This is a genomic window from Citrobacter sp. wls711 (genome assembly GCF_005281055.1).
In the GTDB taxonomy this organism is placed as follows: domain Bacteria; phylum Pseudomonadota; class Gammaproteobacteria; order Enterobacterales; family Enterobacteriaceae; genus Citrobacter; species Citrobacter gillenii.
On the sequence record NZ_SZXC01000025.1, the window covers coordinates 249,919 to 274,766 of the forward strand.

At 52.0% G+C, this 24,848-nt stretch carries 21 protein-coding genes; 8 read left to right on the forward strand and 13 right to left on the reverse strand.

Annotated features, from left to right (window positions below):
* Positions 1-76 precede the first annotated feature (76 nt).
* A complete protein-coding gene (locus FDW98_RS11065; protein WP_096757129.1) occupies positions 77-1,117 on the forward strand; it encodes an oxidoreductase in 1,041 nt (346 codons plus the stop codon).
* Between the two features lie 47 nt (positions 1,118-1,164).
* Here the strand turns inward: FDW98_RS11065 and add are convergent, their stop codons facing one another.
* The 4 genes from add to malX all read right to left on the reverse strand — a co-directional run bounded on the left by add (position 1,165) and on the right by malX (position 5,502).
* Entirely contained in the window at positions 1,165-2,166 is a 1,002-nt protein-coding gene (gene add / locus FDW98_RS11070) for an adenosine deaminase (protein WP_096757128.1), read from the reverse strand.
* Between the two features lie 226 nt (positions 2,167-2,392).
* Positions 2,393-2,563 (reverse strand): YnfU family zinc-binding protein, encoded by a 171-nt coding sequence (locus tag FDW98_RS23500; RefSeq protein ID WP_164496619.1) that lies wholly within the window; start codon positions 2,561-2,563, stop codon positions 2,393-2,395.
* A gap of 163 nt (positions 2,564-2,726) precedes the next feature.
* Positions 2,727-3,899 carry a MalY/PatB family protein gene (locus tag FDW98_RS11075; protein WP_096757127.1) on the reverse strand — a complete coding sequence of 391 codons (1,173 nt, stop codon included), beginning with the start codon at positions 3,897-3,899 and terminating at the stop codon, positions 2,727-2,729.
* A 10-nt stretch (positions 3,900-3,909) separates the two neighbouring features.
* Positions 3,910-5,502 (reverse strand): maltose/glucose-specific PTS transporter subunit IIBC, encoded by a 1,593-nt coding sequence (malX, locus tag FDW98_RS11080; protein WP_096757126.1) that lies wholly within the window; start codon positions 5,500-5,502, stop codon positions 3,910-3,912.
* A gap of 170 nt (positions 5,503-5,672) precedes the next feature.
* Here malX and FDW98_RS11085 point away from each other — a divergent pair, with 170 nt between their 5' ends.
* Entirely contained in the window at positions 5,673-6,701 is a 1,029-nt protein-coding gene (locus FDW98_RS11085; RefSeq protein ID WP_096757125.1) for a Mal regulon transcriptional regulator MalI, read from the forward strand.
* A 68-nt stretch (positions 6,702-6,769) separates the two neighbouring features.
* Here FDW98_RS11085 and FDW98_RS11090 read toward each other — a convergent pair whose 3' ends face one another.
* Together FDW98_RS11090 and manA are read right to left on the reverse strand one after the other, a co-directional pair.
* The gene (locus tag FDW98_RS11090) at positions 6,770-8,278 is read right to left on the reverse strand and encodes a YdgA family protein (protein ID WP_096759404.1); all 1,509 of its coding nucleotides are present in this window, start codon (positions 8,276-8,278) and stop codon (positions 6,770-6,772) included.
* A gap of 107 nt (positions 8,279-8,385) precedes the next feature.
* Complete coding sequence (manA, locus tag FDW98_RS11095; RefSeq protein ID WP_096757124.1) at positions 8,386-9,561, reverse strand: mannose-6-phosphate isomerase; 1,176 nt, start codon at positions 9,559-9,561, stop codon at positions 8,386-8,388.
* Positions 9,562-9,824: 263 nt separating this feature from the next.
* Here manA and fumB point away from each other — a divergent pair, with 263 nt between their 5' ends.
* Both fumB and fumC read left to right on the forward strand, forming a co-directional pair.
* The gene (gene fumB, locus FDW98_RS11100; protein WP_096757123.1) at positions 9,825-11,471 is read left to right on the forward strand and encodes a class I fumarate hydratase; all 1,647 of its coding nucleotides are present in this window, start codon (positions 9,825-9,827) and stop codon (positions 11,469-11,471) included.
* A gap of 142 nt (positions 11,472-11,613) precedes the next feature.
* Entirely contained in the window at positions 11,614-13,017 is a 1,404-nt protein-coding gene (gene fumC / locus FDW98_RS11105) for a class II fumarate hydratase (protein ID WP_096757122.1), read from the forward strand.
* On the opposite strand, the gene tus is transcribed toward fumC, so the two are convergent.
* Together tus and rstB are read right to left on the reverse strand one after the other, a co-directional pair.
* Positions 13,014-13,943 (reverse strand): DNA replication terminus site-binding protein, encoded by a 930-nt coding sequence (tus, locus tag FDW98_RS11110; protein WP_096757121.1) that lies wholly within the window; start codon positions 13,941-13,943, stop codon positions 13,014-13,016. The two genes, fumC and tus, sit on opposite strands and share 4 nt — an antisense overlap.
* A 73-nt stretch (positions 13,944-14,016) precedes the next feature.
* Positions 14,017-15,318, reverse strand: a complete 1,302-nt coding sequence (gene rstB / locus FDW98_RS11115) for a two-component system sensor histidine kinase RstB (protein ID WP_096757120.1) — start codon at positions 15,316-15,318, stop codon at positions 14,017-14,019.
* A 596-nt stretch (positions 15,319-15,914) separates the two neighbouring features.
* On the opposite strand from rstB, the gene FDW98_RS11120 reads away from it, so the two are divergent.
* The 3 genes from FDW98_RS11120 (at position 15,915) to FDW98_RS11130 (ending at position 18,636) form a co-directional block, all read left to right on the forward strand.
* Entirely contained in the window at positions 15,915-16,367 is a 453-nt protein-coding gene (locus FDW98_RS11120) for an SgcJ/EcaC family oxidoreductase (protein ID WP_096757119.1), read from the forward strand.
* A gap of 288 nt (positions 16,368-16,655) precedes the next feature.
* Entirely contained in the window at positions 16,656-17,486 is an 831-nt protein-coding gene (locus tag FDW98_RS11125; protein ID WP_096757118.1) for an aminoglycoside phosphotransferase family protein, read from the forward strand.
* A gap of 121 nt (positions 17,487-17,607) precedes the next feature.
* The gene (locus FDW98_RS11130) at positions 17,608-18,636 is read left to right on the forward strand and encodes a HoxN/HupN/NixA family nickel/cobalt transporter (protein WP_096757117.1); all 1,029 of its coding nucleotides are present in this window, start codon (positions 17,608-17,610) and stop codon (positions 18,634-18,636) included.
* Positions 18,637-18,693: 57 nt separating this feature from the next.
* Here FDW98_RS11130 and FDW98_RS11135 read toward each other — a convergent pair whose 3' ends face one another.
* Together FDW98_RS11135 and rstA are read right to left on the reverse strand one after the other, a co-directional pair.
* Positions 18,694-20,046, reverse strand: a complete 1,353-nt coding sequence (locus FDW98_RS11135) for an L-cystine transporter (protein ID WP_096757116.1) — start codon at positions 20,044-20,046, stop codon at positions 18,694-18,696.
* Between the two features lie 222 nt (positions 20,047-20,268).
* Entirely contained in the window at positions 20,269-21,012 is a 744-nt protein-coding gene (gene rstA, locus FDW98_RS11140) for a two-component system response regulator RstA (RefSeq protein WP_096757115.1), read from the reverse strand.
* Between the two features lie 117 nt (positions 21,013-21,129).
* On the opposite strand from rstA, the gene FDW98_RS11145 reads away from it, so the two are divergent.
* The gene (locus FDW98_RS11145; RefSeq protein WP_096757114.1) at positions 21,130-21,465 is read left to right on the forward strand and encodes a GlpM family protein; all 336 of its coding nucleotides are present in this window, start codon (positions 21,130-21,132) and stop codon (positions 21,463-21,465) included.
* Here the strand turns inward: FDW98_RS11145 and folM are convergent.
* From folM to ydgH, 3 genes are all read right to left on the reverse strand, one after another.
* Complete coding sequence (gene folM / locus FDW98_RS11150) at positions 21,462-22,181, reverse strand: dihydromonapterin reductase (RefSeq protein WP_096757113.1); 720 nt, start codon at positions 22,179-22,181, stop codon at positions 21,462-21,464. The genes FDW98_RS11145 and folM overlap by 4 nt on opposite strands.
* Positions 22,182-22,218: 37 nt before the next feature.
* Complete coding sequence (locus FDW98_RS11155; RefSeq protein WP_096757112.1) at positions 22,219-23,601, reverse strand: amino acid permease; 1,383 nt, start codon at positions 23,599-23,601, stop codon at positions 22,219-22,221.
* A 185-nt stretch (positions 23,602-23,786) separates the two neighbouring features.
* Positions 23,787-24,731 carry a DUF1471 family protein YdgH gene (ydgH, locus tag FDW98_RS11160; RefSeq protein WP_096757111.1) on the reverse strand — a complete coding sequence of 315 codons (945 nt, stop codon included), beginning with the start codon at positions 24,729-24,731 and terminating at the stop codon, positions 23,787-23,789.
* Positions 24,732-24,848: the final 117 nt, after the last annotated feature.

A 24,848-nucleotide genomic window follows, 5' to 3' on the forward strand; every position in this document is an offset into this window, starting at 1 on the left:
GCAAAGGTTATTAAACTGTTGTGACGTTGCGATGTATGGTGTGAAATAGGTCGGTCCTGAATTGAGAGGCAATAACATGAGTGACAACATCCGCGTTGGGCTGATTGGCTATGGCTATGCCAGCAAAACTTTCCATGCCCCTCTGATTGTGGGCACCCCGGGGCTGGAGCTGGCCGCGGTATCCAGTAGTGACGAAGCAAAAGTGAAGGCGGACTGGCCTTCTGTTACGGTGGTGAGTGAGCCTAAGCATCTGTTTAACGATCCCAGCATCGACCTGATTGTGATCCCCACGCCGAATGACACGCATTTCCCGCTCGCTAAAGCAGCGCTGGAAGCGGGTAAACACGTGGTTGTTGATAAGCCATTTACCGTGACACTGTCACAAGCTCGCGAGCTGGATGCGTTGGCGCGTAGCCTGGGTCGTGTGCTGTCTGTTTTCCATAACCGCCGCTGGGACAGTGATTTCTTGACGCTGAAAGCCCTGCTGGCAGACGGAGTGTTGGGTGAAGTCGCTTACTTTGAATCCCACTTCGATCGTTTCCGTCCGCAGGTCCGCGACCGCTGGCGTGAACAGGGCGGTCCAGGAAGCGGTATCTGGTACGATTTAGCGCCGCATCTGTTGGATCAGGCCATTAACCTGTTTGGTTTGCCTGTCAGCCTGACGGTGGACCTTGCACAGTTACGTCCTGGCGCACAATCGACAGATTATTTCCACGCTATTTTGACTTACCCTCAGCGTCGGGTGGTTCTGCACGGCACCATGCTGGCTGCCGCCGAGTCGGCACGCTACATCGTGCACGGTTCGCGTGGGAGCTATGTGAAATACGGTCTTGATCCGCAGGAAGAACGTTTAAAAAATGGTGAACGTTTGCCGCAGGAAGACTGGGGTTACGACATGCGCGATGGCGTGCTGACGCGGGTCGAAGGCGAAGAACGTGTGGAAGAGACCTGGTTAACCGTGCCAGGTAACTATCCGGCTTATTATGCGGGTATCCGTGATGCACTGAACGGCAATGGTGAAAACCCGGTTCCAGCACGACAGGCCATTCAAATTATGGAACTGATTGAGCTGGGTATTGAATCGGCAAAACACCGTTCTACGTTGTGTCTTGCCTGATTACGGAAATGCCGGATAAGCGTTAGCGCCATCCGGCACTATCATCGTTATGCCGCTGCGACTTTCTCACGCAACGCACGTTTCTCTTCAGTACTCAAAAACGCCATTTCCAGACCATTGATTTGCGCCTGACGGATCTGTTCGCGGCTCAACCCTGCAGCTGGAGCAGCAACAGTATATTCGTGAATAATATCCACGCCCTGAACCGCGGGATCGTCGGTGTTTAGACTGGCCAACACACCTTGTTCGAGGAACGTCTTCAGCGGATGCGCTGCCAATGAAGCAACGGTGCTGGTCTGGATGTTGGAGGTCAGGCAGGATTCGATGCCAATTCGCTGCTCGGCAAGAAAATCCATTAACGCAGGATCTTCTACGGCTTTGACGCCATGACCAATACGTTCGGCACCCAGTTCTCGGATGGCCTGCCAGATGCTTTCAGGGCCTGCTGCTTCACCAGCGTGCACGGTAATGTGCCAGCCTGCATCGCGCGCCCGATTAAAATGAGACAGGAACAGACTGCCTGGGAAACCCAGTTCATCGCCCGCCAGGTCCAGTGCGGTAATGTGGTCACGGTGTGCTAACAGCGCATCCAGTTCCTGCAGGCAAGCGGCTTCGCCAAAAGTACGGCTCATAATGCCAATTAAGCGCGCTTCCACGCCAAAAGTCTTGCAGCCTTCACGCACGCCCGCAATCACTGCTTCAACCACGCCCGCGACGGGGAGTTGATGCGCCATCGCCATATAGCCGGGCGAAAAGCGCAGTTCCACATAGTGCAGCCCGTTACGGGCGGCATCTTCAATATTTTCAAAGGCCACGCGGCGGCAGGCATCCAGTGAGGCCAGTACCTTCACGCCCCAGTCAAGCTTCGACAAAAAACTGACTAAATCCGGTTCTGTCGAGGTGACCTGCACGTGCGGGATCAGCGTCTCCAGCGTTTGAGCGGGAAGCGTTAAATTGAACTGACGGCCAAGATCGAGAATAGTTTGCGCACGAATGTTGCCATCAAGGTGACGATGGATGTCGGTTAAGGGGAGGGATTTATCAATCATGGTCGCACTCTTTGTTTTTAGTAAAAGTGCGCACCATTATACAACAGAAACATCATCCGCTAAAACCATCCAGAAAGTAGGTATTCGCTTTGTAATAGCCTAATTTAGGCGTGATATTTGCTGAAGTTATAGATGACAGATGTCATGAGATTCGGAGTGATGATTTATGCTGTGATAACCGCAATTCATGATAATTGTTTTGAGCAGCGGTTATCTGAATAGCAGTTTACGCGACGAGTTTGGTATCGGCCTGGAATAGTTTATTGCACTGCGGGCAAATCAACATGGCACCTTTTTGTACGCGAGAAAAACTGTGTTCAGAATGCGCGGTGCAGTTAGGGCAAGGACATTTGATAAGAAAATTACGGCGGGATTTCACATTTTTACGTTCAGACATAGGCTCTTCCTGATTTGAGTGGAAGCCCACTATACACGGTTAGCTGAAAAATACTGTTTTTTCTCACATTGCCCTATTGTGCAATGGTGAGAGAGTAACAAAGAAGGCGGGTTCCCCAGCAGGTAAAATTTGCGCAATGAAAAGGCTCATTGCGCAAATACAGTCAGCGTAGCGAACGAATAGCGTTTATTAACCCATTCACACCTTTTTCCAGTTTTGCACGCGGACACCCGGCATTCAGACGGACAAAGCCGCGGCCTTCTTCACCATAGGTATATCCCGGCATAATCGCGACTTTTTGCTGATGGATGAGTACATCCTGCAACGCATGATCATCAATATTGAGCGGATGCAGGTCAATCCATGCCAGATAAGTTGATTGTGGGATCTGCCAGTTTAACTCAGGGAACGCAGCATTAAGCTCATGTGCGACATAGTGCAGATTAGCGGCCAGATAATCGCGTAACGCATCCAACCATGGGGCGCCGTGCTGATAAGCAGCAATATGCGCGGTAAGCGCCAGTACGGCAGGTGAGGAAAGGCCATCTCGGCCTTTTAGCGCCGCAAGGTAGTGGTTACGGCTATCGGCGTCTTCAACGATCCCGTAAGCCCCGGTTAACGCCGGAATATTAAAACTCTTGGAGCCGGATGTGAGCAGCGCCCAGTCGCCTCGAGCAACCTGACTCCATGGGATATGAGGTTGTTGATCCCATACCATGTCCATATGAATTTCGTCGGAAATGACCTTCACGCCGTGCCGTTGACACATGCTGGCCATGGTTTCCAGTTCATCTCGGGTCCAGACCTTGCCGGTCGGATTCTGCGGACTACAGAGCAGAAGAATTTTGCTTTCAGGCCGCGAGAGGGTTTCTTCCAGCTTAGCCATATCGCAATACCAGCCGTGCGCACGTTTCTCCAGTGCAACAGGGTGCACTGTACGCTGGTTGCCTTTGATGGCGTTGTAAAACGCATCGTAAGCTGGAGTATGGATAACCACCGCGTCACCCGTTGACGACCACTGGCGGATCAGCTCCGACACCATATAGATGACGGAGGGGCCATAAACTACAGATTGCGGATCGATTTGGGTGTTATGGCGGGTCAGGAACCAATGGCTAATTGCCGCCAAAAAATCATCATTTTTCCAGCGACTGTAGCCCAACACACCGTGTGACAGGCGCTGCGTCAGCGCCTGGAGAATGCATGGTGCGGTGGCAAAATCCATATCTGAGATGGTGAATGGTAGCAGGTCGGCCGAACCAAACCGATCGGCGACATAATCCCATTGGGTGCACCAGGTACCGTGCCTGTCCACTTCAGTTGAAAAATCAAACATATTGTTGCCCTTATGCCTGTACGGTATTCATCAGAACCGTCATTTCGTCCTTCACCGACTGGACCTGCGGACCGATGACGACCTGCAAGTTATGCTGATTGAGTTGAACGACGCCAATTGCGCGATTATCCTTCAGCGCCTGCACGTTCACAAGCGACATATCTTTCACGGAAAGACGCAAGCGGGTAATGCAATTATCCAGGCTGACGATATTCTCAGCGCCACCCAGCGCCGCCAGAATAGCCGGGACGTTATAGCCTGATTTGCCCGGCGTTCCTGCCATGACTTTCTCAATATTGCTGGCAATTTCGACATCACGACCCGGTGTTTTCAGATTAAAGCGGGTGATGGCGAAGCGGAAGATGACGTAGTACACCGCGAACCAGATAGCAGCGACAACCGGTACCAGATACCACTTGGTGGACAACCCGTGCAGGATGCCAAACACCACGAAGTCAATCAGGTTGCCATCGGTATTGCCGATGGTGACGCCAAGCACAGCCATGATAGTGAAGCCCAGCCCGGTCAACAGTGCGTGAATAACGTACAGCACTGGTGCGACGAACAGGAATAAGAACTCCAGAGGTTCGGTGGTACCGCCAATCACGCAGGCGATCAGGCCGGAGATTAATAATCCCTTAATTTTGTGACGATTTTCAGGGCGAGCACAGTGGTACATCGCTAACGCAGCGCCCGGTAAACCGCCGAGGAACGCCGGCATTTTGCCCTGGGACAGGAAACGCGTGGCACTTTCAGAGAAGCCCTGAGTGGTAGGGCAGCTCAATTGGGCCTGGAAAATAGTCAGCGCGCCGCTAACGCTATGACCACACACCTCCTGCGTACCGCCAGCTTCAGTGAAGCGAATTAAGGCCACCAGAATGTGATGCAGGCCAAACGGCAACAGCAGACGTTCACCGGTACCAAACAGCATCGGACCAAAATCACCGGCGCTATTGATGATGTTACCCAAGCCAGTGATACCCATGGCGAAGAACGGCCAAATCAGCGGAATGACCAGCCCGACCAGTCCCATCACTACCGACGAGATGATCGGCACAAAACGGGTGCCACCGAAGAACGCCAGCGCATCCGGCAGGCGAATGTTGTGGAAACGTTCATGCAGCATCCAGACAATGATCCCGGCGATTACCGCACCGAGGATCCCAGTGTCGATCGACTGGATCCCCAGAATGTTTTGCACGTTGTTGGCTTTGAGGATCGCCGCATCCGTGGTGGGCAATATTCCCTTGGCCGTTAACCAAAAGTTGACGGCCAGGTTCATCACCGCATAGCCGACAAAACCGGCAAAGGCCGCAACGCCTTTATTTTCGCGCGCCAGGCCAAGCGGGATAGCGATACAAAACATCACCGGCAGAAAACTAAATGCGAAGGATCCGACTTTGCTCATCCAGGTAAACAGCGCCTGCAACATCGGGTTCCCCAACGCGGGGATCAGCGTAATGACATCATGGCTGCTTAATGAGCTGCCGATCCCCAGCATGATCCCGCAAAACGAGAGCAGTGCTACGGGCAACATAAAGGTTTTGCCCAACTGCTGGAAAAATTCCCATAACGTGACTTTTGGTGTGGTTCTCGTCGTCATCTAACGACTCCTTGTAAAAAATCGACCAACGAATGATGGCGAGAAGATAAAACGTTTTACCTAATTTTAGTGCGTTACAAATCACATTATCGAAGGATAATAGGGCGTATAAATACGGATGATTGATAAAACGTTTTATCCATCACGTTATCAGGGAGCTTTCTGGTTTTATGGCTATAGCCAAAAAAATAACCATTCATGATGTAGCGCTGGCGGCCGGTGTCTCAGTCAGTACCGTCTCATTGGTTCTTAGCGGCAAAGGGCGTATCTCATCAGCGACCGGAGAACGGGTCAATGCTGCCATCGAACAACTGGGGTTCGTACGTAACCGCCAGGCATCGGCGCTGCGTGGCGGGCAGAGTGGGGTTATTGGGTTAATCGTTCGCGATCTCTCGACGCCGTTTTATGCCGAACTGACGGCAGGACTGACGGAAGCCTTAGAAGCTCAGGGGCGGATGGTATTTTTACTGCATGGCGGTAAGGACGGCGAACAGCTGGCCCAGCGTTTCTCGATGTTACTCAATCAGGGCGTTGACGGGGTGGTGATCGCCGGAGCCGCGGGCAGCAGCGACGCGTTACGGCAGTTGGCCGGTGAAAAGGGTATTCCGGTAGTGTTTGCTTCACGCGCCAGTTATCTGGATGATGCTGACACCGTCAGACCCGACAATATGCAGGCTGCGCAGCTGTTAGTTGAGCATCTTGTCGGGCATGGTCATCAACGAATCGCCTGGTTAGGGGGACAGAGCTCCTCTCTGACCCGTGCAGAACGCGTGGGGGGATATTGCGCCACGCTGCTTAAATTTGGACTGCCTTTTCACAGCGATTGGGTACTGGAGTGCGCCTCAAGCCAGAAGCAGGCCGCAGACGCCGTGACGGCGCTACTACGGCATAACCCGACCATCAGTGCGGTGGTATGCTATAACGAAACTATCGCCGTTGGGGCTTGGTTTGGCCTGATGAAAGCAGGGCGACAGAGTGGTGAAATTGGCGTTGACCGTTATTTTGAACAGCAGATCTCGCTAGCCGCCTTTGCCGATGTGGCAGAGAACGCTCTGGATGATTTACCGATTATTTGGGTCAGCACGCCCGCGCGTGAAATGGGATATACACTGGCTGAACGCGTACTCCAGCGAATCAGCAGTGATGAGGGGCATTCGCGCAATCTGACGTTATCCGCCAGACTGGTGACGCAAAAGTAATGCGCCAGAGGTAAAAAAGCCCGATAAATCGCTTTATCGGGCTGTAGCGGACATTACGCAGATGGAAATTACGGCTGCGGCATGGCCGGGGCATCTGGTGCGGAAAGTGTTGGCATACCAAACATGCCGACAAACTCATCCAGCGGCATTTTTTGGCCGTTGAGCGTCACCTGACCGTTTGCGTACTGCAGGCTGGAGCCGATGGTGTTGTCCTGTACCGTCGTGATGCGGAACATTTGACCCATCGCAGCAAGACCATTGACCTGCTGTTTCGCCATACCTGCCGCTTCTTCCTGCTGATACCCTTCCAGTTTGGCAATCTGGGTCATGAACTCAGTTGCCATATCCATCGGGATCGCCAGCTTCGCGTCCAGTGATTTCACCGAGCGATCCACTTCCTGGGCCAGCGTTTTTGGTTCTTCCTGGTTCGCATTCGGGTCTTTCAGGAACAGGGACAGATTAAAGCTGGTCTCACCCTTGGCATTTTTCCAGCTCAGTGGCGCAACGGTAATAACCGGCTCACCCTTCATCAGAACAGGCAGAGCACTGAAGAACGCTTCGGTCACTTTCTGCTGATACAGCTCCGGGTTTTGCACTACGTCAATCTGTGACATCAATGCTTTGGTTTGGGCACTATACTGCTGGCTGAACTGATGTAATGCTTCGCCATCAATCTGGCCTACTTTCAGCGTCAGCTTACCGCTACCCAAATCTTGACCCTGCAATTTCAGGCTGTTGATCGTGTAATCCAGCTGGCTGTTGACGGTTTTACCCTCGTTAACCAGGTCTGATTTACCGTCGATGCCCATGCCTTCCAGCACCGCCAACTCTTTGCCTTCGACGGAAATAGACAGCTTATCAAGGGACAATTTCTGATCGCCAATACGCTCACCAAAGCTGGCAACCGAGCTTGAGCCATCCGTCTTCAGATTATTAAAGGTAACTTGTACTTTTTGATCGTACTCGTTAACCGCATTGACCACGCCGCTTTGCGCTTCACCGGTCAGGGAAACCGCGTTACCGTCTTTGTCGGCGCTGAGCTGGAATTCGCCTCCGCTAAAGGCTACTTTCTCATCGCCTTTTTCGTAACTCAGCGGCTTGAGAGATATGTCAGAGCGGGTATCGCCGCTATAGCCCACGCGGGAATTGATGATGAAAGGTGACTCACCCTTGGCAATGTCAAATAACGGTTTGGTGACGTCATTATTCACCAGCGTGGTTTTCACTGCGGCCATCGCGGGTACCAGGTTGAATGACTTAAGCTGGGCTAGCGGGAAAGGGCCATGATCGACGGATTCATCCAAAATGATGCTTTGCCCTGGCTTCAGCCAGGCATTTTCCTGACCGGCAACAGGTTTTACCACCAGTTGCAGCTGGCTGCTGAACACGCCGCGCTGGTAGTTCTCATAACTCAGCTCAATGCCTGCCTCGGGCGAGAGGCGTTTGAGCTGATCGTTTGCCTGCGTCACCATCTCAGCAAGATGGGTTTCCAGTTTCTTTCCCGTGAACCATGCACCGCCCGTCCAGACGATTCCCAGTGCAACCACCACACCCGCAGCTACCAGCGTTTTTTTCATTTCGATATCCATAAAATAAATCCAGGCGTTTGAAGACGCCTGGAGGGGTGACATGTCTTTAACTCTCTACTAGCTTAGCAAGAGTTGTTAAAAATATCAGTATCTTGCTACAGCTTGTTATAAACCCGCGCTAAACGACCGGTGCCGCTGACGTTCACCGGCGACTCATTGGCGCTGATAAATGCCGATTCACCTGCTTTCAGTACCAAGCGTTGCTCGCCCTTGCTCAGCACGGCTTCGCCCTCAACGCAGAACAAAATGGCGGCGCTGTGCTGGCTGATAGTGGCTTCACGGGCAGACAGTACATGCAGGGAGAAAGCGAAATCGTCAACCGGGATTGGGAAATCCAGTTCACTCTCTGTTTTGACTGGGGTTGTCAGCAGTTGATTCGCCGGTTTAGCGACAAACTGAACGTTGGCGACCAGCTCTGGAATATCGATGTATTTCGGCGTCAGTCCGGCGCGCAGTACGTTATCGGAGTTGGCCATGACCTCGAGCGCCACACCTTGCAAGTAGGCGTGTGGGGTTTCGGCAAACAAGAACATCGCCTCGCCTGGATTCAGCTTCACCACATTGAGCAGCAGCGGAGAGAACAGGCCGCTATCATCCGGATAGACATCCGCTATCAGACGGATAGTTTGCCACGGCTCACCCTGTTGGCTGTTAAGGGCAGATTTCAGTACGGCCAACGCACGCGATTTCTCTTCGCCCTGCATATTCAACAAGCTGGCGAAAAGGTGGCTCAGGCGCTCGGCGTTGGGTTCCTGCAGGAAGTGAGCAATGGCCGGATGCGCGCCAGACACTGGCTGTAGCAGCGCCACAATCTCGGAGAACTCGCGAAACGCATTCATCGCCAGGAAAGGCGTCAGGGCAAACACCAGTTCGGGCTTGTGATTAGGATCTTTGTAATTACGCTCGGCGGCGTCCATTGGGATCCCTGCGGCGTTTTCTTTGGCAAAGCCAACCTCAGAATTGTGTTTGTTCGGGTGGACCTGAATCGAAAGAGGCTGGGCAGCGCAGAGCACTTTAAACAGGAAAGGCAGTTCACCAAAGCGTTGTGCTACGGCATCACCTAACAGTGCTGACTTATCGTGCTCGATCACGTCACGCAGGGAAACCGTCTGGCCGTCGGCGTTCTGAACCCGAGAACTGCTTTTCGGATGGGCACCCATCCACAGCTCTGCCATCGGTTGCTGGGTCGGATTTTCAATGCCATAAAGTTCCGTTAAGGCAGTTTTGCTTCCCCAGGCATAGTTCTGCACTGAGTTGATGAGTTTTTGCATTATCAAGCCCTGTTTCAATGTGGAATTATCTCTGACTATTAAACCAAGAAACCCACGGGGAAGTAACCTGCGCATGTAAAAAGTCGTACTTGTCTCAGTTTTTGTTAAAAAATTGTGTAGGATATGGTGACTCGCTTTTAATACCCTGAGCAATTCTGGTTGCACAAAGGCCGTTGCTGGCACAACCGGACCCGCGACAGGGAAGCAGGGCAATGGAACATCTGCCCAGAGAATAACCAGACCGAGCAGTAAGTGAGAGCACAATGTCAAACAAACCCTTTCATTATCAGCATCCTTTCCCCCTCAAAAAGGATGATACCGAATACTATCTGTTGACCAGCGACCATGTTTCCGTTTCCGAATTTGAAGGCCACGAAATCATTAAAGTTGATCCGCAAGCCTTAACCCTCCTTGCCCGCCAGGCATTTCATGATGCCTCATTTATGCTGCGTCCGGCGCATCAGCAGCAGGTTGCGGATATTCTTCGCGACCCGGATGCCAGCGAAAACGACAAATATGTGGCCCTGCAATTCCTGCGTAACTCCGACATCGCGGCGAAAGGCGTGTTACCGACCTGCCAGGACACCGGTACGGCGATTATTGTCGGTAAAAAAGGGCAACGTGTCTGGACCGGCGGGGGTGATGAAGCCGCTCTGGCGCGTGGGGTGTATAACACTTATATCGAAGATAACCTGCGCTATTCGCAAAACGCCGCGCTGGATATGTATAACGAGGTAAACACCGGGACCAACCTGCCTGCGCAGATAGACCTGTATACCGTGGACGGTGACGAGTACAAATTCCTCTGCATCGCCAAAGGTGGGGGATCGGCGAATAAAACCTATCTGTATCAGGAAACCAAAGCGCTGCTCACGCCGGGTAAATTGAAAAATTATCTGGTCGAGAAAATGCGTACGCTGGGAACCGCAGCCTGTCCGCCGTATCACATTGCTTTTGTGATTGGTGGAACCTCGGCAGAAGCAACGCTGAAAACCGTTAAGCTGGCGTCGGCAAAATATTATGATGAATTGCCGACTGAAGGTAATGAGCATGGTCAGGCGTTCCGCGATGTCGGGCTGGAAAAAGAGCTGTTGATTGAAGCGCAAAACCTTGGACTGGGCGCGCAGTTCGGCGGGAAATACTTTGCCCACGATATTCGCGTGATCCGCCTGCCGCGCCACGGTGCGTCATGCCCGGTTGGCATGGGCGTCTCCTGTTCAGCGGATCGTAATATTAAAGCCAAGATCAACCGCCAGGGGATCTGGATTGAGAAGCTGGAAAATAATCCCGGCAAGTACATCCCGGAAGCGTTGCGTCAGGCCGGTGAAGGCGAAGCGGTGCGCGTCGATCTTAACCGCCCGATGAAAGAGATTCTGGCACAGTTGTCGCAGTATCCTGTTTCCACGCGTCTGTCACTGAATGGCACAATCATCGTCGGACGTGATATAGCGCATGCAAAACTGAAAGAGCGTCTGGATAACGGCGAAAGTTTGCCGCAGTATGTTAAAGATCATCCAATCTATTACGCGGGTCCGGCGAAAACGCCGGAAGGTTATGCTTCGGGTTCGCTGGGCCCAACCACCGCCGGGCGCATGGATTCATACGTTGATCAACTGCAGTCTGCGGGTGGCAGCATGATCATGCTGGCAAAAGGCAACCGCAGCCAGCAGGTTACTGACGCCTGCCATAAACACGGTGGCTTCTATTTAGGTAGCATCGGCGGTCCTGCGGCAGTGCTGGCGCAAGGCAGTATCAAGAGCCTGGAATGTGTGGAATACCCGGAACTGGGGATGGAAGCCATCTGGAAAATTGAAGTGGAAGATTTCCCGGCGTTTATCCTGGTGGATGACAAAGGTAACGATTTCTTCCAACAGATTCAGACGTCGCAGTGCGCACGCTGCGTTAAGTAACGTCAGCCGCCCCTTGGGGCGGTTTTTTTTACCGCACGAACCACCAAACGAGGGTTCCATCCTCGTCAATACTCATAAGACCAATGGCAAATGGGCAATGTCGAAACATAACCTAATCAATTGTTAATATAAGGAGCAGGTCATGGTAACGGTACGCCGCGAAAATGATTCAATGGGGGCGATTGAGGTTCCGGCCGATAAACTCTGGGGCGCACAAACCCAACGATCGCTGGAGCATTTTCGTATCTCTACGGAGAAAATGCCGGTCTCGCTGATCCACGCGCTGGCGCTCACTAAACGTGCCGCCGCGAAGGTAAATCAGGACCTCGGGCTGCTGGCGGCAGAAAAAGCGAACGCCATCATGCAGGCGGCAGATGAAGTGCTGGCTGATAAACACGCTGATGAGTTTCCGCTGGCTATCTGGCAGACCGGTTCCGGTACGCAAAGCAATATGAACATGAACGAGGTGCTGGCGAACCGGGCCAGCGAACTGCTGGGCGGCGTGCGGGGGATGGAACGTAAAATACACCCCAACGATGACGTCAATAAAAGCCAAAGTTCAAATGACGTATTCCCCACGGCGATGCACGTTGCCGCACTGCTGGCTCTGCGTAAGTCACTTATTCCACAATTGAATGTTTTAATTGAAACACTGAGTAAAAAATCCCACGCCTTTGCAGATATTGTCAAAATTGGCCGTACGCATTTGCAGGACGCTACACCGTTGACGCTGGGTCAGGAAATTTCTGGCTGGGTGGCGATGCTGGAACATAACCTGAAGCACATAGAAAACAGCCTGCCGCATGTGGCCGAACTGGCTTTGGGAGGAACGGCCGTCGGCACCGGACTGAATACACATCCTGAATATGCTCGCCGGGTCGCGGATGAACTGAGAGTGATCACCTGTGCACCGTTTGTCACCGCGCCGAATAAATTCGAAGCGCTGGCCACCTGTGATGCGCTGGTACATGCCCATGGTGCACTGAAAGGTCTGGCTGCATCGTTAATGAAAATTGCCAACGATGTGCGCTGGCTGGCATCTGGTCCGCGCTGTGGTATCGGCGAGATAGCGATTCCTGAAAACGAGCCAGGCAGCTCCATCATGCCTGGTAAGGTCAACCCCACACAATGTGAAGCCTTAACTATGCTGTGCTGTCAGGTAATGGGCAACGATGTGGCTATCAACATTGGTGGAGCCTCCGGTAATTTTGAGCTTAACGTCTACCGACCGATGGTTATCCATAATTTCCTGCAATCAGTTCGTCTGCTGGCAGATGGTATGGAAAGCTTCAATGCGCACTGCGCGACCGGCATTGAGCCCAATCGCGAGCGCATTGACCAGTTGCTCAATGAATCCCTGATGCTGGTGACTGCCCTGAATACCCATATTGGGTACGATAAAGCCGCGGAGATCGCCAAAAAGGCCCACAAAGAGGGGCTGACGTTAAAAGCCTCGGCGCTGGCGCTGGGCTACCTTAGCGAAGCTGAGTTCGACAGTTGGGTGCGCCCGGAACTGATGGTTGGAAGTATGCGACCGGGACGTTAATCTGCCACATACAGGTGCAGCCGGGGAATAATCAACCTCAGCGGTTGCGCCTGCGGTTTGAAACGGTGTTGCACGTTGTCGGCATCGTAATTCAGCAACTCGCCGATGTCCGGCACACTCATACCATTATCGTTATTAATCAGTGCAATCAGCGGTGTCGGACATGCATATTGCACTTGCTTTTGCTGCCCTTTGTACCAGACGCGGGCGATGGGCTGGACTTTCACCGGTCTTTTTATCTTCAGTTTCGCCTGTTGCGGCAGGGCGGCAATGTCCTGATACTCGCGCTCCAGACGGGCCTGCCACTCTTCGCGCGTCCATGGATGTACGCTGCGCGGTGAATTCAGGCTCTTTTCCAGTTGTTCCAGTACCTCATCGCGTTTCAGGTTTTTAATAATGTGTTTATTGGCCCAACCGAATCGCAGGGTCGCAGGTTCTCTGACCACCGTCAGCGTTCGATAAGCATTGAGGGTGATGAGTCCTGGTAAATGGCGATGCACCCATTCGAAACGTGCGGCGGGTGGCAGACCTGAATCCACCGTCACAATATGCTCAAAGGTTGTTTTCAACTGGTTGATACGCTGAATTTGCGCTTCCAGCGTCGCCTGAGAAGGGCTGTCGACCTGATAGCACAACACGCCGGGTAGGCGCACGGCAGCTTTGCTGCTGCGATTCTCGGACTGCTGCTGAATAAACAGGTGGCGATAGTGGCGCAGCGCCAGACTTTGAGCTTCTTTACCTAAATGTTGTTTAACGTCGATGGCCTCCAGCGGGGCGTGCTCCGACTCTTTTGCGATTTCTGGCAAGGAGAACACACGGGCAATCAGTAGCGTGTGCTGCTGCAGATTTTCAGTGAATTGCGCCAGTTCTTGTTCCATCTGGCGAAAAGTGCTGTTCAGACGTTCAACGAGATCGTAACGAGTCATAGAGTTACCATTTTAGTTACAACATACTTTTTTATAGCACACCCAACGTTACCTGACCACCGAGCCGTAGGGGTCAGGCAGCGGAAAATTCAGGAATGTTATGCCAGAGGGGCCAGCTAAAGGTGAAACGCGCGCCGCCGAGCTCGCTTTCGTCACACATCACCGTACCGCCCATGGCCTGCGCAATCGAGTGGACGATGGCCAGCCCGAGTCCGCAGCCGCCGGTGGCCCGGTCGCGGCTGGGATCGAGACGAACAAACGGTTCAAAAACTTGCGCACGGGCGTCAGGTGGAATGCCGGGGCCATCGTCTTCGACGACCAGCATCGCTTGATTACCCTGTAGCAGCAGACTGGCGTGAACCGTAGACTGGCAGTAGCGCAGGGCGTTGTTGAGCAAATTATCCAGGACGCGCTCCATCAGGCGCATATCCAGCGCACCGTAATCACCGGAGGTTAGATGGCGCAGGCGCACCGTGCGGTCAGGATTAACGCTTTGTACATCGTCCAGATGGGTGGTGAGCCATACCGGTAGGTTTGGTTCCGTGAGGTTTAACTCATTCTGTGGCCGGTCGAGTCGTGCGTAGGTGAGTAACTCTTCGATGAGCGCTTCCAACTGGCTAATATCACGATTCAGCGCCTGGGATTCCTGTTCGCTGAGGTTATCGCTCATCTCCAGCCGGTAGCGTAAACGCACCAGCGGTGTGCGCAGCTCATGGGCGATGCCATCAATCAGCTGTTTTTTGCTGGCAATGAGCGCATTGATATTGTCCGCCATTTGGTTGAACGCCACGCCGAGCCGCTCAAAACTGGAACCGCTGTCAAAATGTAGTCGTTCACTCAGGTGTCCTTCACCAAAACGTTGCGCCGCCGCTTCCAGCCTCAACATCTCCTTCCAGTGCGGACGCATCCAGATAAGCACCGGGAAGGCCAGCGAAATGGCGATGAACGCCATCAGCGCGACGTCCAGCAAGCGCATTTGATGCAGAAAATAGAGATAGGGAACCGGGCCGACGGCAAGGACATAATGGCTGCGAGGAATACGCTGAATAAAGGTGTACTGGTCGTCGAGCGCCACAATATCGCCCTCGCGCAGACGCTGCTGGGTAGGGGCATCCAGATGGTATTTATTCAGTGGCTCCACGCGCAGATCAAACGAGAGGTTTAAATCCATCTCTTTCAGCGTCTTCCCCCACTCATGGGGGGGGATCTCGCGAAGCTCACTGCGCATCAAATACAGGGAGCTTTTCATTAAATCATCGAGCGACTGCCTGCCGGCGCGCTCTGCGGTGAATTTATATACCAAACCGACCAGCAGGGTCATCACCAGAAAGCAGACGAACAGCAACAGGTAAAACTGCACAAACAGCTTCTTCATAACAAATCACCGGACGCTCAATAAGTTAGCTAATACGCTTTTGCCACTCGGGGCTGGCGGGGGGATTGCTGTATCCACCGAGACGCAGATTCAGAAATTCAGTCTGACCATCGTCAATCGCGCTTATCCCGGCAGAGTACACGGTATGAACCCTTTATGCATTCTCATGGCCCATGAGGCCCGTAATAAATACAGCATGTCTGGAACGGGCGAGGGCAGTTGGGCCAGGTAAACAGTCTCGTCTTAACAGAGTAATTGCTGCTGGCGGCTGTCTTTGCGCAAGGTGAGTACGTGATATGAGGGGAGCATCATCTAAAATGCCCGTACTGGATACGGGCAAAAATACTGAAAGTCATGCTTCAGCAATAATCACTGAACTATAATTAACCAGGAAGTTGAACAGTCTCTACCCGTGGCGATAACACAAAAATCGCTTATAACTCCTTCGTATTGAATACCCTTTCCCTCACGGATTCTTTATTTTCACACACAGCGTATGTTGATGATTCCCATTGATAATGACATGCCATGCGATTTTTATAGCCTGGTTATCAATGGTTCAGCATTGCCATACGACCACGAATGGATTGATTAAAATGAAGAAATTATTTGGTCTTATTGCTTCACTGACCCTTCTGTCTGGCCCGGTTTTTGCGGTGTCGGCACCTGACTGCGTGAAGGTCGATAACGCTCAAATCGAAGCGCTATTTGATAAGTGGAACGCATCGTTAAAAACGGGCAACGCGAAGACGGTTTCAGAAAACTATCTCAGCGATGCGGTGTTACTGCCAACGGTATCCAATAAAGCCCGCTTAACGGATGCTGAACGCATTGATTATTTTGAGCATTTTCTGGCGAAGAAACCTACCGGAAAAATTGATACTCGCACTATTCGTCTGGGGTGCAACAAGGCGATAGATACCGGTACCTACACATTTACCTTCGCCGATAAATCTACCGTTTCAGCACGATATACGTTCACTTACGCATGGGATGGGAAAGAGTGGAAAATCTCTACCCATCACTCTTCGGCGATGCCTGAGGGGTAAAAAAAGTGCAGGGGGCGAGAATTCAGCGCTCCCTGTTTTTATCGATGATGTGATTTTATTTTATTCTGAATTCTATGGCGAAATTGACCGTAAACAGCACAAACGATCTGTTTTTGAAGCTGGCGCTTGCCTATTTCTCGAGGGCTGTATTTTTCAACCTAGCATAAAATTCTGTATAGGTGTAGGTGTCGCCCTGACCCGTCATCGTTATACTGCGGTAAAAATCTCGCTAATGTTCCACCAGCGATTCACTCAGGCTGAAGAGGGTGGCATTACTTTGGAAAGCATATGTTCAGTACCTGGTTAAGCCGCTGGAAACTCGTCCCTGATGGTGCTCCCATCGTGACTCATACATCGTATCTGCTACCCGTGACAACAATTCACGGTGGCAAGAAAGCCATTCTTAAACTCACGGATGATGACAGTGAGCGAACCGGTTGTCAGTTGATGACCTGGTGGAACGGGAAAGGGGCGGCGAGGGTGCTGGCTCATGAAAATGGGGCGATTCTGTTAGAACGTGCCACAGGGACACAATCGCTGACGGATATGTCCCGGGAAGACCAGGATGCGCGAGCCTGCCGCATCATTTGCCAAACTGCCCGTCGACTCCATGTTGCGGCAGATACCTCAACACCGGTGCTCACGCCACTTGAACATTGGTTTGGCGATCTTGAGCCGACAGCGCAACGTTTTGGTGGGATCATGCTTCGTTGCGCGCAGGCAGCCAATGTGCTTTTCTCCACTGCGCAAGATGTCGTGGTGCTGCACGGTGATTTACACCACGGTAATGTGCTTGATTTTGCAGAGTCTGGATGGCTGGCTATCGATCCGAAAGGGTTGTTGGGTGAGCGTGGGTTTGATTACGCCAATATTTTCACCAATCCCGATCTTGCCGATCCTGGTATTGGCATCGCCATTGATCCATCGCGGTTCACCCAGCGCGTCAACATCGTTTCAGAGGCTGCCGGACTTAAACGCGAGCGTCTTCTTCTGTGGATCGCGGCATGGTGTGGGCTTTCATCCGCCTGGTTTCTGCAAGACGGGGGCACTGCGGCAATAACCCTGCACGTGGCGGAGCTCGCGTTTGCTGAACTGGACTCAGGGTCTCTGCAATTTTGATCTACGACACGCGTCAGTAATTTTAAACCGTTATCATTAGACTAATAAATATTTAGATTACCAATCAGTAAATGGCGGGTTAGGTTGTGTCTTTTGTGAATAAATTAATAGGCCGAAAACAATGAACGCGTTGTTTTCAGTGTGCAAAAAACGCCCGGATATTATGCTGCTGGTGGCGATTTTGGTCGGTGCAAACATTGTGGCGTGGCTGTGGGCTTTCACGGTGTTTAGTCATCATACCTCGCTTCTGGCGCTGAGCCTGGTCGCCTGGTGTTACGGTTTGCGCCACGCAGTGGATGCCGATCATATCGCCGCCATCGACAGCGCAACCCGCAAACTGATGCAGCAAAAAAAGCGCGCATTGACCACCGGGGCATGGTTTTCTCTCGGACATTCCACCATCGTGGTACTGGCAAGTATTGGCATTGCCCTCACTACCAGCGTGTTTAAACATCATATGGCGTGGTTGCAGAATGTTGGGGGCGTGATCGGTACGGCCGTTTCTGCAGCGTTCTTGCTGATTCTGGCGACCATCAATCTGATTATCTTCTGCCAGGTATGGAAGGCATTCCGCCATTTAAAACGTACGGGCACCTATTACGGAACTGCGGAAGAAATCACGATTTCAGGGCCTCTGAGTTGGCTCTTCCGCTCGGCCTTTAGGCTGGTGGGGAAAGACTGGCATATGTATTTTGTCGGCTTTTTGTTTGGGCTGGGTTTTGATACTGCCACAGAAATTTCGCTGTTAGGCATTTCTGCTTCAGGTGCTTCCAGTGGGATGTCCATCTGGTCCATTCTGGTGTTTCCGGCATTGTTTACCTGTGGCATGGCGTTAATTGATTGCCTCGACAGTATTCTGATGGTCGAGGCCTACGGCTGGGCCTTTAATAAGCCGCAGCGGAAGCTGTATTACAATATGACCATCACCGGAACCTCGGTGATTGTGGCGGTATTTATTGGCGGGCTGGAAGCGTTAGGATTACTGTCCGATGCGTTTTCACTTCAGGGCGGAATGTGGGATACGGTAAGTAATATGCGTGACCACATGGGTAATGTTGGTTTTATGATTATTGCTGTATTTCTCGGTTGCTGGATCCTCTCCGCGCTGAATTATCGCTGGAAAAACTATGACAGGTTGATGCTCAGCTAACCTAAATAAAGCCTTCCTGTCAGCGGGAAGGCTATTATCTGGCACTGCTCTGAACGGTTATTCAGCGTTGCTGAGCGATGTGGACGGTTGCTGCGCGGACGTTTCTTTACGCAAAATTCGGTTAGCCAGCACGCCCGACATCATCGAACCGTTGACGTTTAATGCAGTCCTCGCCATATCGACAATCGGCTCAATAGCAATAAAAATCCCCACCAGCGCGACCGGAAAATTCAGCGTGGAAAGCACAATCAGTGCGGCAAACGTCCCACCACCACCGACGCCCGCCACCCCAATCGATCCCAGCGCAATCGCCGGTAGCATCGCGAGCAGAAAATGTACCGACAGCGGATCGATGCCCATTGTCGGTGCAATCATTGCCACCATAATCGCAGGGTAAATCCCGGCACAGCCATTCTGGCCCATGCTGGAACCAAATGAAGCCGCGATATTGGCAATGGTATTTTGTACGCCAAATTTTTCCTGTGCGGTAATGGCCAGTGGAATAGAGGCAGCGCTGCTGCGTGAAACAAACGCAAAGGTTAAAACCGGCCACACGGTTTTAAAATAGCGCACAGGATTGTTTCCGCTAAGCAGCAAAATTAGCGCATGCACGATAAACATCATCAGCACGGCAATGTAGCAGGCGGCAATAAAGCCTAACAAACTGGCAAATTGTTCAAACCGATAAGCGGAAAATACGCCAGCCATTAATGCCATCACGCCATAGGGGGTGAGGGCAATAACGATGCGCACCATTTTCATCACCCAAATCTGGATGGCGTTAATGCCCGCGCTTAATTTTTCACCTTCTTGCGGTGCATCTTGTTTTACTTTTAATAATGCCACCCCGGCAAGCAGAGTGAAAATCACAATACCAATAACAGAAACGCTTCTGGCCCCGGTAAGATCGAGGAAGATATTGGTGGGGATCAGCGAGGTGACTAGCTTAGGCAGTGAAACGGCGGCTGTTTTACTCACATCCTCAGCCGTCAACGTTGACTGCATATGGCCAAATGCGCTGGCATTCAGACCTAAAACGTGGGCGGTGAGCAGGCCAACAAATCCGGCGATCATCACCAGGCAGAGCATGCTCCCTACAATAGTGAGCGACATTTTGCCAATTCCGGCGCTGTTTTCGAGCTTATTAATCGCCGACAGGATAGAGATAAAGATTAGCGGAACCGCAACTAGCTTGAGTAAATTGACATAACCGTTACCGATGACGTTATACCAGTCGATAATTATTTTGCTGTTGTCGGCTGCAATAAAATGCAGGGATAAGCCAATAACGGCACCGATAAAAATGGCAATGAAAACGCTTTTGGACAGGGAGTGACTTTTTTGGTCGATTCTGAATACAGCCCATGAACAAACCAAAAATAACGCGATATACGCGAGAGTAACGAACATAATGTAGCCTCTTGCCTCATTCAGCACCTGAAATGCCGGAAAGAGAGTGTATTTTTGAAATAAAACGCTGAGCCATAGTGGCTCAGGACCGGGACGGATTATAGGGAGGGGGGCCACTGACAGCCACGCAAAAAGTGTGGTTCAGACCGAGACGAGGTCTTTATGCTTATCCTGTAGACGATTTACGTGACGGTGTAACGTTAAATGGCGAATTTGGCTGGGTTATTTGCGTGGTTCATCATCCCAGGCGTGCGGGGCAAACAAATAGCCTTTATTACGGATGGTCTTGATGCGGTACGGCTCTGTGGCGTTATCCAGCAGTTTTTTACGCAGTCTGGAAATCGCCACATCAACGCTGCGATCCATCCCGTCATAACTCACACCGCGCAGATTTTTCAGCAACGCATCGCGATCCATAATGTGTCCCGCATGGGTTGCCAGCTCCCACAGTAGTTCGAAATCGGCGGTAGATAGCGAAACGGGGTCACCAGCAAGTAGCACGGAACGATTGGTTGGATCGATAGTTAGCGTACCAAAGCGCAGTATGGTATGCGGCGTAAGGGTGGCCGCCTGAATACCTTTTGACTGCGTCGAATGTTCGTTCTGGCGTAAATGCAGGCGCAGGCGGGCCAGCAGCACCGCCGGCGGCGTCGTTTTCAGAATGTAGTCACAGGCTCCCATTTCGAGCGCCAGTATATGGTTCATATCGCTGTCGAGAGACGTCAGCAGAACAATTGGACCCTGCCAGCGCCCGCGCAAATCACGACAGATGGTCATTCCGTCTTTACCAGGCAGCATAATGTCTAACAACACCAGGTCGGGTTGAACCTGCAGGACCTTCTCTTCGGCTACATCGCCGCGCGGTTCAAGGATGACCTCGATATCGTGCCGGGCCAGGTAGGCGGCAATCAGCGAACCGACTTCAGGATCATCTTCAACAAATACGATGGTGTTCATATCATTCATTTTGATTATAAAGCGCCAACATACACCGCCCCTGTTTTTCCTTCCATTAATCTTTTCTAAACGAGAACGCTTCCGTTATGCTAGGGGCTGATGTTATTGATGTGTTAAGGCAAAGTGATGGGGTTACTTATAAAAGCGGCGCTGGGTGCGCTGGTGGTGGTGTTGATTGGCGTGCTGGCTAAAACAAAGAATTACTATATTGCCGGATTAATTCCGCTGTTCCCGACATTTGCGCTGATCGCTCACTATATTGTGGCCAGCGAGCGCGGTATTGAAGCGTTACGCACCACAATTGTCTTCAGTATGTGGTCAATTATTCCCTATTTTGTCTACCTTGTTTCACTGTGGTACTTCACCGGGTTTATGCGCCTGCCCGTCGCGCTCGGCGGGGCGGTAGTCTGCTGGGGCCTGAGCGCGTGGTTGCTGATTATTTGTTGGGTAAAACTGCACTAACGCAGGTGGCGACCGCCATCCAGGGCAAAACTACGCCCGGTGACAAAACAGCTGGTCAACAGATAATCGATTAACTCAATGACCTCTTTTTCGCCGGGCGCGGTTTTCATCAGTGACTTGTTCAGAGCCTGCTGACGATATTCGGCGTCGTCATCTTCGTTAAACAGAATAAGCGATGGAGCGATGGCGTTCACTTTGACTTCTGGTGCCAGTTTACGCGCGAATGAGCGGGTCATGTTGTCCAGTGCAGCCTTGCTGGCGGCATACGCGATATGTTTGTCGCTGCCGCGCTCGACGACGTAATCGGTAAAATGGATGATGTCGCCGGCGGCGTGGCCGTGGCCGCGCAGCAGGCCTTCCAGCGCGTGGTTGAGCAGGTAGGGCGTGTTGACATGGATCTGCATCATGCTGGACAACACGTCAGACAGCGGTTTACCGGGTTTTTCTGCAACCCAGGCGCTGGCATTGTGCACGATGGCGCGTAATCCATCCGTTCGGTTTTTTACGTCATCAGCGAAGGCCAGCACGCCGGCATCGGTCGAAAAATCGGCCTGAATGCACACCGCGCCGGCTTCTTGCAGACCATCAATCGATGGATAATGCGTACGATAGCTGATAATTACCGGCTGTTTTTGATTCAAAAAATGCCATGCAATTGCGAGGCCGATGCGACGGCCTGCGCCGGTGATAAGTATTGGCAGGGGCTTTTTACCCATCGTAATCTCCATTAACATCAAACGATGGGTATGACGTTTACCCCATCAGCATCCAGGTAGCCGGAACGGCGGCGACCAGCAGCAGGCCGATCAAAACCAATTCCTGGCGGTTCAGCACGTTATCGTGCGTGTGCGTTTTTCTGGCGTAAAGAAAGACCAATAATCCTGGCGCATACAGCACCACAGACAGCAGCAGGTGCATTGGGCCAGAAGCATATAATAACCATAAGCCATAAATGCAGGCACCGACACCAACAGCCTGATGAATCGGGCGGGTGGCGATTTTCAGCAAAAATGCGCCAACGAGAAAATAAGGCACCAGAATCATCTCGGAGGCAATCGTCAGCAGCGTATTATAGTCAGAGCCTGTGAGCCAGATCAGCACCAGACACACCTGTACGCAGATATTGGTGAGCCACAGTGAAGACGACGGTGCACCTTGCGCATTTTGACGTGCGAAAATGCGCGGGAACGCTTTGTGCGTCGATGCCAGAAACGGCACTTCGGCTGCCATAATCGTCCAGCTTAAATAGGCACCGCAGACGGAAACTATCAGACCGGCCGCAATAATAATTTCACCCCATGGCCCCATCATTTTGACCATCAGTCCGGCCATTGACGGGTTACGGATTTCAGCCAGTTCCGGGCGAGCAACCACGCCAAGGGAAAGCAGGGTAACCAACAGATAAACACCCAGCGCGGCCAATACCGCCAGCAGCGTGGCGCGACCGACATCGCGTTTATTGCGGGCACGTGCTGACACAACGACCGCGCCTTCTACCCCGATAAACACCCACAGCGTGATGAGCATGGTGTTTTTGACCTGTTCCCAGACCGGAACACCCAGCGCAATACCGGTAAAATCCAGGGTAAAGGTATCAAGCTTAAACAGCATAAAGGCCAGCACGACAAACAGACCCAGCGGCAATAATTTCGCCAGTGTCGCTACCAGGTTGATGCTGGCGGCGGTTTGTACACCGCGTAATACCAGAAAATGGACCACCCACAGCAGCACTGAGGCCCCGACGATAGACTGCCAGGTATTTCCGTCGCCAAATAGACGCAATTCAGGCGTATCGGTGAAGAAGCTGAGTGCGGAAAAAACGATCACCAGATAAGAAACGTTGGCGATAACGGCGCACAGCCAGTAACCCCATGCCGAGCAGAAACCAATCAGTTCGCCAAAACCTTCACGGGCGTAGGTAAAAATACCGCCGTCCAGATCGGGACGGATGCGCGTCAGGATGAGCATGGCAAAGGCCAGCAGGAGAATTCCCGCGCCGGTAATCGCCCAACCAATCAGTAATGCGGCTGGGCTGGCAACCGCTGCCATATTTTGTGGCAGGCTGAAAACGCCCGCGCCGAGCATTGAGCTTAAAACCAGCGCGGTCAGTGCGCTCAGACCCAATTTCTTTTCCATTTGTATCCAGTGACAAAACGAGAGTGAGAGAATAATTATTTTGGCAAACCGCATAAAAATGGAGGAAGCCACTAAGGCGCGGAATTTTACGGAGAGAAGGGAGCGCATGCAATGGGCATGGGGAGATTTGTGACTAAAAATGCGAAAGGCGGCAAAAAGCCGCCTTATATTGTTACTCGTGACCGTTATTTATACAGATCGGCACTGATGGTCACGTTGTTACCACGTTCCTGCCACTGGCGGGTAATGTGGTAGTACTTGGCACCTTTTTTCGCGGCACGTTTAGCAACCTGATAAGAAACTTCAGTCATGTTGCCGTAGTTACCGGTGAACTTGATGCTGTCAAACGGCACCATCATGGCGGCGGTTGCTTTGTTCAGTTCTTCTACTTTCGTACCATCCGGAAGCGTGACAGTGTAACGTCCACCTTTGGTTGACTGCGTTTCGAAGAAACGACCCACTTCTGCACTCGGAGATGCGGTGGTAGCTACGCCCGGGATCTCAACTTTCTTCGCGGCTTCGCCACCGGCTGCTAATGCTGCACGTCCGGCATCAGAATCAGCTGGGATGGCGTCAGGGCTTTGTACAACACGTTTTTTCGCATCGGCTTTATAGACAAATGCGGTAATACGCTGGTTGCCACCCTGGTTAGCATCGACCTGACGGACAATATAGAAAGAGTAAGCCCCTTTCTCTCTCGCCGCTTTGGTGATGGCGTCGTTGACTTCAGGCTGGCTACGGTAGAAACCCTGCACCGTGACGGTATCGTACGGTTCCAGCAACACGGCCTGATCTTTGGGTAATTCTACAACACCGTTGATGACGCGATTTTTGTTAGCTTCCGCTTTTTCTGCGTCGGCTTTATAGACGTCGGCAACAACACGCCAGTTACCGCCGCTGCCAAAATCTGAGGTATCAACAACGTAAAAGGAGGCTGCACCGTCTTTATCTGCACGGCGGGATACGGCGGCAACCGCATCACCGATAGCATTAAAACGGCCGGTCACCACAATGCGGTCATAGGGTTTCAGGGCAGCCGCTTGCTCCGGCGTCAATTCTGTCGCTGCATTTACAGAAAAAGCAGTCGCAGAAAGAAGTGCGGACGCCAGGAGAGTGTTCTTAAGCTTCATAAAAATAATCCTTCGCCTTGCGCAAACCAGGTACTGGTATTGTTATTGACTAGAAACGTGGCTGATTATTGCATTTAAATTGTGTCAGTGTCTGCGTCATTTTTCACTCATCGAGCC